The sequence below is a fragment of the Paenibacillus graminis genome (assembly GCF_000758705.1).
GTDB lineage: Bacteria > Bacillota > Bacilli > Paenibacillales > Paenibacillaceae > Paenibacillus_AQ > Paenibacillus_AQ graminis.
This window is the reverse complement of sequence record NZ_CP009287.1, coordinates 1372082-1385270: the sequence shown is the minus strand read 5'-3', so window position 1 is coordinate 1385270 and position 13189 is coordinate 1372082. Positions and strand designations below refer to the sequence as shown.

The window sequence follows — 13189 nt, the reverse complement described above, 5'->3', positions numbered from 1 at the left end:
ACTGCCGAAGAACAAAAATACAGAACACAAAAACTCCTTCACAGCTGTAACCGTGGAGGAGTTTTTATCTTTGCCCTATTTAAGCGGCAGCTTATTTGGCAGCCTTGGCAGCAGCCAGAATAGCTTTCAGGTAGCCTTGGGTATCCACCAGAGTGGCCCCGCTGACCGCATCAACCATCTGTTCTTTGCTCTTTGCAGCCAGTGTAGCTTCAAGCGATTTGATCGTTTTGCCTGTTGCAAATTTCTCAATAGCAGCCATGTTCTTGTCATAGGAAACCGTGGATTTGGCTTCTTCTTTCATATGTTCGCTATAGTATTTGGCATTGGCTTTCTTCGAAGCCAGAACCATTGCAGGATCTTTGTAATTCTGTCCGAAGTCCTTATCAGAGTTAGGCACTCCCGTTGCCACATCCGAACCCAGGAATTGATAGTCATCCAGCGAGGCGGCAACGATAACGCCATTCTGGACTACGGCAACCGCCACAGTGAAGCATTTCGTGCCATGAGCGGCTGCTTCGACCCGTCCAACCTTAAGCGGTGCGCTAGCAGCTGAAGATACATTGCTCAGGACACCGCTGCTGCCTGCGCCGACTACAGCCAGCGAGATGCCAGCTGCCAATAATAATTTTGTTACTTTTTTCACAACCATTCCCCCAGTCGATTAATTAAAACGCTTACATACTATATTTATCAATTTCCGGGCCAGCACGTCAGTTACAAATGTTACTAAGAAAATGTAAATATACGGAATACAAGCGGCACAGCGGATGTTTGCCAGACTATAGGGCATATGCTCCACAAAAAACAAGCCAGCCGGATAATCCGGCCAGCCAGTTCATTGCAAAAGGACGGTTCCTTTTGCCGTATTATTTTTTTGCATTAAAACCATACGCCTGCATCAGCTTATCGAACACGGCAGTGTTTTCAAAAACCCCTGTAAAGAGCTGTGCGTTTTTGCCCATGGCTGTAACCGGAATATCCACCGCTGTATGTCCAGAGGTTGTCCAGTCGACTACAAAGCTTTCCTTGGAATTGGCAATAGCGAACGGACCGTCTTCTTTGGAGATGCCGTCTCCTGTTTCGTCCTCTGCATCTACCGGTTCGATGGACAGTCCCCCGGTTTCATGGTCAGCCAGCACCAGCACGAGCGTGTCCGGATTCTTTTTGGCAAAATCCTTGGCTACCTGCACAGATGCATCCAGAGCCTGGCCGGATTTGATCGTCATTTTGGCATTATTTTTGTGGGCAAACTCATCCGTGCCTTCTTCCTCCACCATCAGGAAAAAGCCCTTTTGGTTCGTGGACAGGGTGTCGATGGCTTTCTTAGTCATTTCCGGCAGGGAGACTACAGGATTATAAATATCCCCTTTGCCTTCCTCATTCTGCTGGAACATTTCCTCATTGGCGAACAGTCCAAGCAGCTTGCCGCCTTTGGCCTGCTTCAGGCCGTCTTTGGTTGACACATAGCTGTAGCCAAGCTGCTTCGCTTTGGTGACCAGATTACCCTGGGTTCCTTTGCTTTTCTCCGAAGGATCTTCTGCCGGGGCATCCGGGAACTTGCCTGCTTCGCCGGCCGGATACCAGAAATCCTCACCGCCGCCGAGCAGAACATCCACTTTGCTTTTGGTCAAGAGCTGCAGTGCGATATCGCTTTGCTTGGAGCGGTCTTCCACATGTGCGCCAAAAGCTGCGCCCGTAGCATCTGTAATTTGGCTGGTAGTTACCACGCCAGTGGATTTGCCGGCTGCTTTGGCGTATTCCGCGATCGTTTTAACCGATTTTTTGTTGGCATCCATACCGATGGCGCCATTATATGTCTTCACTCCGCTGGCATAAGCCGTGGCGGATGCAGCTGAATCTGTAACCGGTACTGTAGAGCTCGTATGTACCAGACCCGCATAGGGCATATCATCCATGGCCAGCTTGCCTTTTTCGCCTACAGTTGCCAGACGGATTGCATTGCGTGCTGCTGTTCCCATGCCGTCGCCGACAAAAAGAATGACATTTTTCGTTTTTGAGGAAGCCGCCTCTGCCGGTTTGGCAGGCTGTGCAGCCACTACACTCGTAGCCAAAAGCGCCCCTGCCGCAGTTACGGTCAAAGCCGTCTTGAATCTATTCTTTTTCTGAGAATTCATATATACCCTCCTTAATATTAATTACTCCCTCATACTAGAGCAAATATATTAAGGGGATATTCGGGGAACATCCGGTGAATGTAAAACAAAACAAAAACTATACAACGTTCGTAAAATCACCGGAAATGAAATTTTCGCTTCTCAAGCGACTATACGCATTAAAACTCACTTCTCCTTCTGAACAGCACGATGGAATGGACATCCAGCCGGTGAAGTGTCGTCGTCCCGCAGATAATACTGCCTGTATTCAAGATTCCCCTCCGATCCGTACGGCTTCAATTCCGGATGGGCTGGGGCTGTATCGTAAGCGGCCAAGCGGGCGCGGATTTGGGGAGCAACCGCAGCTGCTTTTTGAGGTTGTGAATTCCACCGGTCCAATACCCAGCGAGGTGTCAGAGCCAGCATAAAATAAGGGAAACTCCGGCTCTGCCGGGCTGTATGTGCCGGGGTGCCACAGTAAACGAAATACCGCTCGCCTTCATAACAGAACTCCCACATCGCCTGTTCCGGATCTTCCGGAATGTCCCCCGGCCATGGCGTATTGTCCGTACGGCTTACCTGGCTTAATAAGTCCCAGAATACCGCTTCATATTCCAAGACATCTCTAACCTTCTCCTCCGCTTCAAAAAAGACAATCAGCGATGAGTAATCTCCGAAAGAACGCGAAGATTTACCATACTCGGCAATAATCTCCGCCAGCTTCCGCCCTGCTGATTCGTCCCAAGGATCAGGTGCAAAACCATAACGGAAATGGCCCAGCGTGAATGCTTGTGTGGCTGGAATGCAGGGAAACCGGACTTTCCGGTCACTCATCCTGGAAGCAAACAGGCGGCAGGCCTCCTTCTTCCACGCTTCCAGAGGAAGCTCTTCATTCCCGGTTTCCATATATTGATGCAAAAGCGTCATGAGCAGCCCTCCTTTTACCTACAGCATATCGTTTAGAGGCAAAAAGGTGACTGTCCAAGCAGCCTTTACCACAAGACACAGTCCGTCAATCAATCAGCCACAATCCCGGAACTCTCCTTGCACATGGCTCCCCCACTCTTTACAGCTCCCGCGCAAGCGCCGCCAGACGGCGGATTCCTTCGCGCAGCACGCCTTCGCTGGCGAAGGAGTAGCTGAGGCGCAGCCAGGACTTCATCTCTCCCAGCGGGTCAAAAATTTCACCCGGGACAAAAGAGATGGACTGCTCCATAGAGCGCGCAAACAGCGCAGATACGGAGATCCGCTCCGGCAGCTTCACCCAAAGATTCAGCCCGCCCTGCGGAGGCGTCCATTCCCACCCGGTGGCGGCCAGTTCCTCCTCCACGATCTCCTTGTGCACCTGGAGCGCGATCCGCAGCTTCCCGAGATGCTGCTGCAGGCGCGGCGAGGTGTAGTAGTGCAGAAAGATTTTCTGGTTCAAAATCGGCGTGCCGTTGTCCGCCAGCGATTTGGCGGTAATCAGCTGCTCTATGAACGGGTAACGGCAGCCTATGGCACAGATCCGCAGGCCCGGAGCCACATATTTGCTGAAGCTGCTGATATAGATTACCCAGCCTTCCGTATCGTAGGCAAAAAACGGCGGAGGCGGCTCCTCCGCGAAATACATATCGCGGAACGGATCGTCCTCCACGAGCAGACAGCGGTAGCGCTCTGCCAGTTCAACCAGGAGCTTGCGCTGCCGCGCCGGAACGGTATACCCGGTAGGATTGTGATGCGTCGGATTCATATAGAACATCCGCGGCCGGTGCCGGCGCATCAGCTCCTCGACCTGCTGCAGGTCATAGCCCTCCGGAGTAATTTCCACCGGCACCAGCCGTGCTCCCAGACGCCGGAAAATATCCATCGCCACGCTGTACGTAGGCCGCTCCACCAGCACCGCATCCATTGGTCCCAGCACAATGCCTGCAATCAGATTGATCGCCTGCTGAGCGCCCGAGGTTATCAGCAGCTCGCGCGGCGACAGCTGCAGCCTGTGCCGCTCCCGGAAATGGCGGCTGAGCGTCCCGCGCAGCTCCTCATCCCCCTGAACGGAGGAGTATGTTCCCATGACTTTCGGATAGAGGTCGAACACTTTTTTTACATAATCGGACAGGAACAGGTTGGGCAGCAGCCCCGGATCTATGAGCGCCTGTGAGAACTGGTAACTGACCGGCATCCGCTGAATATCAGACATGGGATTCGCCAGTAAGTAGGAGGATATGGCTGCTCCGTCCCCTTCCGCCGGCTCCCTCATCGGGCTGCTGACCGGAGACACATAATAACCGGATTTATCTTTTACATACACTTTGCCGTCTTCAGTCAGCGCCCGGTAAGCCTTGAACACCGTTAGCCTGTGAACGTTCAGCTCCTCGGCCAGCAGCCGGATGGACGGCAGCTTGTCATGGGACTTCCACTCCCCGCGCTCCATCCGGTTGTGCATGTACTGGTACACCTGGCGAAATAAAGGATGGCTCTGTTCTGCGGCTGCTGCTTTTTTCATCAATTGTCTCCCTCTCTCCAAAAAAATGATCCGCCAGACCGCCAAGTTCAATATCAACCAACTTCTCTTTGCCCTATTGTACAATATTCTGATTGCCATCTGTTCTGTGATCCGCAATCTGTTCTGTTTCCCATCGGATATGATTAATCAAAACCTTCAACCGACTGCCACATTACCATCACAAAGGGGAACTGAAACATGATTATGCTCGCTTACTCGCTCGTCTGCCTGATCTTCGGCACTACCTTCCTGGCTATAAAAATCGGCGTGGACGCCGGGGCGCCTCCGTTTTTCTCGGCGGGTCTGCGCTTTTTCGTTGCAGGTGCTGTACTTTTTCTTTTTATGGCCTGGAGAGGCAAAGCCAGCTTCCGCTTGCTTCTGCGCAAAGAAATGCTGTTCACCGGCGCTGCGCTGACGTTTGGAACCTTCTCCGCACTGTACTGGGCCGAGCAATATGTTTCCTCAGGGCTTGCCGCTGTGCTGTCGGCTACCGGTCCCATGATGATTCTGCTGATGCAGACTGCGTTTCTCCGGCAAAAAGCGCCCTCCTATTCGCTGATCGGCTGCATCATCGGCTTCACCGGCGTACTGCTGCTCGTGCTGCCCAATCTTGCCATTGAGGTTTCCCCCCTGTGGACCATCGGCTGCGCCATAGTGCTGATCGGAGAAATCTGTTATGCGGCGGGGGCGATCTATTCCAAAAAAGTAACCCGCACCTTCTCCGGCGAATCGCCCGTTGCCCTGAATGCAGCACAGATGATGTACGGCGGCGCGCTGCTGTTCCTTCTGTCCCTGTTCACAGAAAACGTGCATCCCGGATTTCTGCTGTCGTTCCAAACCGCCGGTTCCCTGCTCTACCTGACCGTGGTCGGCTCCATGGTCGGACACACGCTGTTCTACTGGCTGGTCGCCAAAACCAATCCCGTCTTTCCTTCTACGTGGCTGTACATCTCCCCGCCGATTGCAGTTGGCGTAGGTTTCCTGTTCTACGGAGAGACTGTAACCTGGATCACTCTGCTCGGCGTGTTCACCATCATCACCGGCACCGTGCTTGTAAATGCAGGCGCACTGAAGCTGCTGCTGTTCAAGCCGAAGCAGAGCCCCCCGTTAATTCAGCCTGCAGCAGCGGAAGCTTACCCGCAGAAACAGGTTTTGTAAAAGCAGTGGCCTGCGCAGGATGGCGCAGATAGCCGGGCTGGGGCGACCGGGCTGGGACGGCCGGGCTCGGCGTGGGGGCGGCCGGGCGTGACGCTAACAACGGCAGTTTCGCCGTTGTTTGGGCCTGCCGGGCCGGGGGCTCCCTTAACAACGGCAATTTCGCCGTTGTTTGGGCCTGCCGGGCCGGGGGCTCCCTTAACAACGGCAGTTTTGCCGTTGTTTGGGCCTGCCGGGCCGGGGGCTCACTTAACAACGGCAGGTTTGCCGTTGTTTGGGCCTGCCGGGCCGGGGGCTCCCTTAACAACGGCAGGTTTGCCGTTGTTTGGGCCTGCCGGGCCGGGGGCTCACTTAACAACGGCAGTTTTACCGTTGTTTGGGCCTGCCGGGCCGGGGGCTCCCTTAACAACGGCAGTTTTACCGTTGTTTGGGCCTGCCGGGCCCTGGGCTCACTTAACAACGGCAGTTTTACCGTTGTTTGGGCCTGTCGGGCCCTGGGCTCACTTAACAACGGCAGGTTTGCCGTTGTTTGGGCCTGTCGGGCCGGGGGCTCCCTTAACAACGGCAGGTTTGCCGTTGTTTGGGCCTGTCGGGCCGGGGGCTCCCTTAACAACGGCAGGTTTGCCGTTGTTTGGGCCCTGTGCACCCCAAGGCGCACGCCCGCGACGAGCTGCACCTCGATACTTTGCTCTCTAGCGGACAGCAGAGCCGTCATTCTTAAAAGTAACCCCTGTATTCCTCGATTGAGGACACAGGAGCGGCTATTGACATCTTATCCTCCCAATACGGGTCGAACACCACGAAATAAGAGCTCCTGAGTCCGCAAAAACAGCAAAATTGCTCTTTTCCACCAAATAAGCGCATCTGTGTCCGCAACGCTAAGAACCGGGCACCTGCCAACTCATTACTCATAACATACCTATTCACTACTCCCCAGCGAGCTACTTCCCACTCCCTACTCTCAACCTTCGGCTTTTACTTTCTACTCTACTCACTACTTCCAGCCAGCTACTCCCTACGCTCAACTTTCTACTTCCACTTTCTACTCTCAACTTTCTACTCTGAACCTTCTGCACTCTCCCCCTACTCACTGCTTTCCACCCAGCTACTCCATTCCCCTACTTCCCACTCACCTTTTACACACAGCCCTGAGTCCCTACACCACCAGACTCCATGTATCCTCCTCCGAGCTTCCGCTCTGGGGTATCAACTGCACTTACCTGCCTACGTTCTAACCACGAATGAGAGACGTTAATTTTATTAAATATAATATATATGACGTATTATATATTGCATTAATGATCATTATTGCGTATTATATAACCAAGTTAAGGGTTATATATTCCAATAGCACGTAAGAATGGAAGGGGGAATCGGCAAACGGTGCTCCTTTTCAGTAAAGGAACGCCAGATTGTATCCGGAAAGTGGAGGGAACCTGTGATCGAACTGACATCCCGTCAACTGCAAATTATTGAAATTGTCAAAAAAAGAGCGCCGATAACCGCCGAGCAAATTGCAGAGCATCTTAATCTCAGCAAGCCGACGATCCGCTCGGACTTGTCCGTGCTCGTCATGCTGGAGTACATTGACGCTAAACCCAAGGTGGGTTATTTTCCCGGCAAAAAAACCTCGGAGCGCCTCGGCGGCAGCTATCTGCTTAAGGAAACCAAGGTCAAGGACATTCAGAGCATTCCGATCATTATCCGCGAGACGACAACGATTCAGGATGCCGTAGTTACACTGTTTCTACAGGATGTCGGCACGCTGATCATCTGCGACGGGGACGGCAAGCTGACCGGAGTGGCCTCGCGGAAGGATTTTTTGAAGGTTACGCTGGGCAATCCCGGCGCGGTATCCATGCCTGTGAGCATGGTAATGACCCGCCAGCCCAAGGTCGTGACGGTTTCTCCCGAAGATTCGGTGCTTGATGCCGCACAAAAAATGATTTTTCACGAGGTGGACAGTTTGCCGGTGGTGATCCCCGGTACTGTGGAAGAAAACGGCCCAAGGCTCGACGTGGCCGGACGGCTGACCAAAACTTCCATTGTCAAACTTCTCCTCGATCTAGAAGCTAAAGGATAACGGGAGGAATCAAAAGCGCATGGAGCCATCCTCACATTTCATTACGATATGCTCGGATTCTATAGGGGATACAGCAGAGGCTGTCGTCCAGGCTGTTATCCACCAATTTCAGAATCAGCGTGTCACGATCAGAAGATACGGCAATGTAAGGCATGAAGACGAGCTGCGGAAGCTGATGGAGGAGACTGCCCAGCTTCAGGGCTTTGTCGCCTACACGCTGGTTCAGCCGGAGCTGCGGGAGATGATCCGCGAGGAAGCGGTACGTCTGGACCTGCGGATTGTTGATATCATGGGCCCGATGATGCAGGCCTTCATCGATACCTTCGATGATGCGCCCCAGGCCCGGCCGGGGCTGCTTCACCAGCTCGACGAGGACTATTTCCGGCGGATCGAGGCGATAGAATTCACCGTCGCCTGTGACGACGGGCGCGATCTTGGTGCGATGCTGAAGGCAGATATTGTGCTGCTGGGCATGTCCCGCACCTCTAAGACCCCGCTCAGCATCTTTCTCGCCCACCGGGGCAAAAAGGTTGTGAACTACCCCATCGTTCCCGAAATCGGTCCGCCGCAGCAGCTGATGAGCCTGCCGCCGAACCGGCTCATCGGGCTTACGATGAAACCCGAGTATATGCTGAAGATCCGCTCCGAGAGGCTGAAGCAGCTCGGACTCCCGGCAGGCTCGCAGTACGCCAGCCTGGAGCGCATCACTGAAGAAATGGAATATGCCGCCGTGCTGTTCAGCAAGCTGGGCTGTCCTGTGATTGATATTTCGAACAAGGCCATCGAAGAAACTGCAGGCATTATTATGGGTTATATTACCGATTCCCCGTAAGATTCGTTTACTGCTGGTTTGAACCTATACAAATATAATACTGGAGGGAAATCATATGGAACGCGAATTGGCACTGGAAATTGTACGGGTAACTGAACTGGGCGCTTTATCCTCGGCCCGCTGGATTGGACGGGGCGATAAAAATGCTGCGGATGATGCGGCCACAACCGCCATCCGTTCCATGTTTGATTCCGTCTCTATCGACGGGACAGTGGTCATCGGTGAAGGGGAAATGGACGAAGCGCCGATGCTCTATATCGGTGAGCAGGTCGGGAACCGGAACGGCCCTTCCGTTGATGTAGCCGTAGATCCGCTGGAAGGCACAGAGGTCGTAGCCTGCGGGCTGCACAATGCCCAGTCGGTAATTGCCATCGCCGACCGGGGCAGCCTGCTCCATGCGCCTGATATATACATGGAGAAGCTCGCCTGCGGTCCCGAACTGGCCGGCAGGCTCAGCCTGGAAGATCCGGCCGAGGTCACGCTGCGCAAGGCCAGCCTCATCACCGGCAAAGCGCTCTCCGAGCTGACGGTGATGGTCCTGGACCGCAAGCGGCACGAGCAGCTGATCGCCACGCTGCGCGGGCTGGGCGTGCGCGTCAAGCTGATCGGCCACGGCGATGTGGCCGGAGCTATTGCTGCAGCCCTGCCGGACAGCGATGTTGACCTGTACATGGGCTCCGGCGGAGCACCGGAAGGCGTGCTGGCGGCAGCCGCGCTGAAGTGCCTCGGCGGTGAGCTCCAGGGCAAGCTGCTGCCGGAAGGCCCCTTCGAGCTGCAGCGCTGCCTGCTGATGGGCATCGAGAATCCGACGCGTGTCCTCTCGATGGAGGATATGGTCGGCACCGGCGATGTCATCTTCGCGGCGACCGGCGTGACCTCCGGCGAATTTTTGAGCGGAGTCCGCTTCATCGGCAAGGAACGCGCCGAGACGCATTCCGTCATCATGCGGGCGCAGAGCCGCACAATCCGCTACATCCGCAGCATTCATTTCCTGCCGGGCAAGGAGATTCCGCAGGTAACGGCCAGCAGACCGGATGCCGCTTTTATCTAATCTGCGGATCACCGCGGCAGCTGTAACAGCAAGTTTTAGGCCATCCTTTGCGGATGGCCCTTCTTTTGAAAATTACCACTCATCGAGACTGATTAATTCCTTTTACTTCTATTACCTTTTTACTAAACTGATATGCTACAGTAACATTTTCTATAATCTCAGTATCCTGATATGCAAGAAAGCCCTCAAACTCTAAAGTATCATTGTCTTTCTACACTACTTTGTCTGCATAACTATAATTCTCATGATCTGGACGAACCCATGTATCTAATTCTTTTTGTGCACCATATTTGACTCTCGCAGATTCTACTAACTCTGGACTTGTTCTTCCCTCTTCAACATTAATAATTTGAACAAATTCACTTTTATTAGAGCCTGTCACGACCGCAACTAACTTCTTATTGGGTGAAGGAATAATATCTGTAATATACATAGATGGTGTAGAAAAACTTAAATGCATGGGGAAACCGATAGGATATGCCGATGACACAACCATGTTTAACCAGTCCCATTTTTTACGGCTGATCAGCCCCCTCCATGTTCCTCCTTTTGGCGATAACCCTTGATTACTCTTTCTGCATGCCTGCCCATTCAATTCCAGGATCATCACCGAGAATGGTAACCGCTTTCATCCCCTCTCACACGGAGTTATTCATTTACTACTGTCCTTGTCCAAAAGAAAGGAGCGGGGTAACCCCACTCTCCAGGGAGAAAATTGTACCGTTCCAACGGATACCAGCCATTGCTCCGCAAAAATTAGTTAGTAAGCCAGCAGACGCCCATTATCGTTCCATTGACCGTACATTTTATTTTCTCTCGTGTTTGTTATGAATTTGTCTAATCTGTTCTTATATAATTCCGGCTGATTTCTATAGCTTTGTATCGTGTCGATCCGAATTCTTTTATAAAGCTCCGGAAATGCGATGAAATTCTCATATACTTGCTTTTCCTCTTTTAGCCTTTGCTCTATATCTTCATCTATTGTAAAAGAATGGTGATCCATATCAGGAAGAACCCTTCTTCCTTCGTCTGTCATCAACCCCAGCTGTTCAAGGCGGCGGACACGTTCTTTATTTAATTCAGTCCATGAGCTCTTTTCACTTCTAGGCGATAGTCTCTGAGCCAGCTCCGTTTCAGACAGTTTCTTCTTGACTCCATCGATCCATCCACAGCACAAAGCTTCTTCGACCGCGTCCAAATATAACAACACATCGGGGATAGGTGTCATACTAACCAAGACCCAGCAGCACTTTTCAGTCTTACCGTTGTTCTTCAGCCAATTCCTTAAATCTTCTCTCGACTTTACCGGAATTAAATTTTCAATTTTCATAGATGAAATACATGATCCTTTCCAATTTGATTCACATTACCATACCTGTTACGCAAAAGAAATATAAACAATGGCCTGTAATTGCAAGACCATTGTTTAATGAGTTACGGTTTATTGGAAATCACTTTATCCAGGAACTGATCTGAATCACTATTAATTTTCCAGATAACACCAAATTTATCAGCCAACATTCCGAAGCAGGAAGACCAGGGCATTTCTGATAACGGCATGATAACAGAACCACCGGCAGACAAATTCGAAAAATAATTGTTCAGTGCCTGTTTATCATCAATAACGATACTAATCAGTATATTGTTGCCTTTAACCAGCTCGCCTGTTACCGCCTTCATCGAAGGCAAAATGTCCGACATCATGATTTTCCCGCCTGCGAATTCGATGGAAGACTCCATGATCATATTTAATTCATTTTCCGGCAATGGATAGTTTGGATCTTGCGGGATATCGCCGAATTTCACCTTTTTTACTTCATTTGCGTTTAAAGCCTCTGCATAAAATTCAATTGCTTGTTCTGCGATTCCATCAAAGTTTAAATATGCAATAGCTGACATAGGACATAACCTCCTTCTTGTTATAAATGTAGTATAATCCACTAAAGGTGACATCTATATGTCACCGTTCTTAGATTAATGTAGAGGAAAAGGAGGGGGAAATATGGACAAGGTTGAGAGGCTGATTTCTATCATTATGATATTGCTGAAAAAAGATATCGTTCCGGCAAATGAATTCGCGCAACTATTTCATGTTTCCAAAAGAACGATTCTTCGCGATATGGAAACGCTGAGTTTATCAAACATCCCGGTCTATTCGGTCAATGGCGTTCATGGCGGCTACGGTATTATGGATGAATACAAGGTTGATAAACGTCTTTTAAGCAGCTCCGACTTGGAGAATATATTGACTGCGCTCGGCGGATTGGAACAAATTCTAATTAGCGAAGATGTTGAAGTCACGATCAAAAAAATAGAAGCCATGGTTAGCCCATTGTCTCCAAAAGGTCCAATCGAACTGTCATTTTATGATTGGGCGGGCCGGTCTGAGATTCTTCAAACCTTGAAGATATGCCAAGAATCGATATTAAAGAGAAGGTTAGTTTCCTTTGATTATATAGATAAGAATGGCACCACGACGAATAGAATTGTCGAGCCCTATCAGCTTCATTTTAGCGAAACGAGCTGGTATTTGAAGGGATTCTGTTTACACCGCCAGAGATATAGAACATTTAAATTATCCAGGATCGATCATCTTCATATGGAGAAAAATACATTTAACCCTAGAGATTATTCATTGGAACAAGAACATGAGGCAAGTTACCAACCGCAATTAGCCGCTATTAAGGCGTTGATTTCGCCTGGCATAAAAGATCAATTCATTGAAAGGTACGGCCGAAAGAGTATTGAAAACTATAGTTCTGACTATTTCTTAGCCACCATCCATGTGCCTCAAAACAGTATTGGATTTCAATTCCTGGCAAGCTTCGGTACAAATCTGGAAATCGTAGAGCCCAAAACATATGTTGATGAATTTCGAAATTATTTAATTAAAATGGTGGAGAAATATTCTTAAATTGATTCCGCCTTCTAATTAGCCTGAACCGTTGATTCTTGAATGATAGCGGCTAGCACGAAAAGCCGCACAACAAAGAGAACAGTCTGCAGGCTGTTCTCTTTCGCTGTATGCCTTAGAAGCACGTGAACGAGCGAATCTGATTCAAATCAATCCCGAAGTACGCCCAGAAGAAACCGAACCATCTGAACCCTGCAATAGAATCACGCCCGACGAATACCGGGAAGAACCAGAATTGCTCGCCGTTGTTCAGCCAAAGGTATGTGTTGCGGAACAGGCAGTGTCTGATCCCGCCGGGATCGACGGCAAATGTGGCGGCCGACATTTGCGGTACGAATTGCGGTGGAGGCGCCGTCGGCGCTTGAACGCCTCCCGGTGCACCCCCCGGAAGTCCCGGAGTCCCCGGAAATTGTCCGGGAAAGCCACCTGGTACCCCAGGTCCTCCCGGTACGCCAGGTCCCCCCGGGAACCCCGGAAATCCTCCGCCGGTTCCCGGCGTTGGAAAAAATCCCATATGTGATCGCTCCTTTCAATGAGTAGGCATAATCATCATAT

At 51.1% G+C, this 13189-nt stretch carries 14 protein-coding genes; 5 read left to right on the top strand and 9 right to left on the bottom strand.

Annotation, left to right across the window (positions count from 1 at the left end; genetic code table 11):
- Positions 1-91 precede the first annotated feature (91 nt).
- The 4 genes from PGRAT_RS05895 to PGRAT_RS05880 form a co-directional block, all read right to left on the bottom strand.
- Positions 92-643 carry a hypothetical protein gene (locus PGRAT_RS05895; protein ID WP_025704876.1) on the bottom strand — a complete coding sequence of 184 codons (552 nt, stop codon included), beginning with the start codon at positions 641-643 and terminating at the stop codon, positions 92-94.
- 223 nt (positions 644-866) lie between these two features.
- Positions 867-2135, bottom strand: coding sequence for an alkaline phosphatase (locus PGRAT_RS05890; RefSeq protein ID WP_025704875.1), 1269 nt, complete (start codon positions 2133-2135; stop codon positions 867-869).
- Between the two features lie 165 nt (positions 2136-2300).
- The gene (locus PGRAT_RS05885; protein WP_025704874.1) at positions 2301-3041 is read right to left on the bottom strand and encodes a YqcI/YcgG family protein; all 741 of its coding nucleotides are present in this window, start codon (positions 3039-3041) and stop codon (positions 2301-2303) included.
- 139 nt (positions 3042-3180) lie between these two features.
- Entirely contained in the window at positions 3181-4599 is a 1419-nt protein-coding gene (locus PGRAT_RS05880) for an aminotransferase-like domain-containing protein (RefSeq protein ID WP_042266196.1), read from the bottom strand.
- A 198-nt stretch (positions 4600-4797) separates the two neighbouring features.
- Here PGRAT_RS05880 and PGRAT_RS05875 point away from each other — a divergent pair, with 198 nt between their 5' ends.
- Positions 4798-5757 (top strand): DMT family transporter, encoded by a 960-nt coding sequence (locus PGRAT_RS05875; RefSeq protein ID WP_042266194.1) that lies wholly within the window; start codon positions 4798-4800, stop codon positions 5755-5757.
- Here PGRAT_RS05875 and PGRAT_RS05870 read toward each other — a convergent pair.
- On the bottom strand, positions 5684-6469 hold the full coding sequence (locus tag PGRAT_RS05870) for a hypothetical protein (protein WP_042266192.1): 786 nt from the start codon (positions 6467-6469) through the stop codon (positions 5684-5686). The genes PGRAT_RS05875 and PGRAT_RS05870 overlap by 74 nt on opposite strands.
- A 723-nt stretch (positions 6470-7192) precedes the next feature.
- Between PGRAT_RS05870 and PGRAT_RS05865 the strand changes: the two genes are divergently transcribed.
- From PGRAT_RS05865 to glpX, 3 genes are read left to right on the top strand one after another with little or no spacing between them, the layout of a single operon-like run.
- Positions 7193-7837, top strand: coding sequence for a helix-turn-helix transcriptional regulator (locus PGRAT_RS05865; protein ID WP_025707908.1), 645 nt, complete (start codon positions 7193-7195; stop codon positions 7835-7837).
- Between the two features lie 19 nt (positions 7838-7856).
- A complete protein-coding gene (locus PGRAT_RS05860; RefSeq protein ID WP_025707907.1) occupies positions 7857-8669 on the top strand; it encodes a pyruvate, water dikinase regulatory protein in 813 nt (270 codons plus the stop codon).
- A 55-nt stretch (positions 8670-8724) separates the two neighbouring features.
- Positions 8725-9720, top strand: a complete 996-nt coding sequence (glpX, locus tag PGRAT_RS05855; RefSeq protein WP_025707906.1) for a class II fructose-bisphosphatase — start codon at positions 8725-8727, stop codon at positions 9718-9720.
- 211 nt (positions 9721-9931) lie between these two features.
- On the opposite strand, the gene PGRAT_RS33860 is transcribed toward glpX, so the two are convergent.
- The 3 genes from PGRAT_RS33860 to PGRAT_RS05840 all read right to left on the bottom strand — a co-directional run bounded on the left by PGRAT_RS33860 (position 9932) and on the right by PGRAT_RS05840 (position 11619).
- On the bottom strand, positions 9932-10330 hold the full coding sequence (locus PGRAT_RS33860) for a hypothetical protein (RefSeq protein ID WP_174469020.1): 399 nt from the start codon (positions 10328-10330) through the stop codon (positions 9932-9934).
- Between the two features lie 150 nt (positions 10331-10480).
- A complete protein-coding gene (locus tag PGRAT_RS05845; RefSeq protein WP_025707904.1) occupies positions 10481-11050 on the bottom strand; it encodes a YdeI/OmpD-associated family protein in 570 nt (189 codons plus the stop codon).
- 104 nt (positions 11051-11154) lie between these two features.
- The gene (locus tag PGRAT_RS05840) at positions 11155-11619 is read right to left on the bottom strand and encodes a VOC family protein (protein WP_025707903.1); all 465 of its coding nucleotides are present in this window, start codon (positions 11617-11619) and stop codon (positions 11155-11157) included.
- 103 nt (positions 11620-11722) lie between these two features.
- On the opposite strand from PGRAT_RS05840, the gene PGRAT_RS05835 reads away from it, so the two are divergent.
- Positions 11723-12634 (top strand): helix-turn-helix transcriptional regulator, encoded by a 912-nt coding sequence (locus PGRAT_RS05835; RefSeq protein WP_025707902.1) that lies wholly within the window; start codon positions 11723-11725, stop codon positions 12632-12634.
- 115 nt (positions 12635-12749) lie between these two features.
- Here PGRAT_RS05835 and PGRAT_RS05830 read toward each other — a convergent pair whose 3' ends face one another.
- Entirely contained in the window at positions 12750-13148 is a 399-nt protein-coding gene (locus PGRAT_RS05830; protein WP_025707901.1) for a hypothetical protein, read from the bottom strand.
- Between the last annotated feature and the right edge of the window lie 41 nt (positions 13149-13189).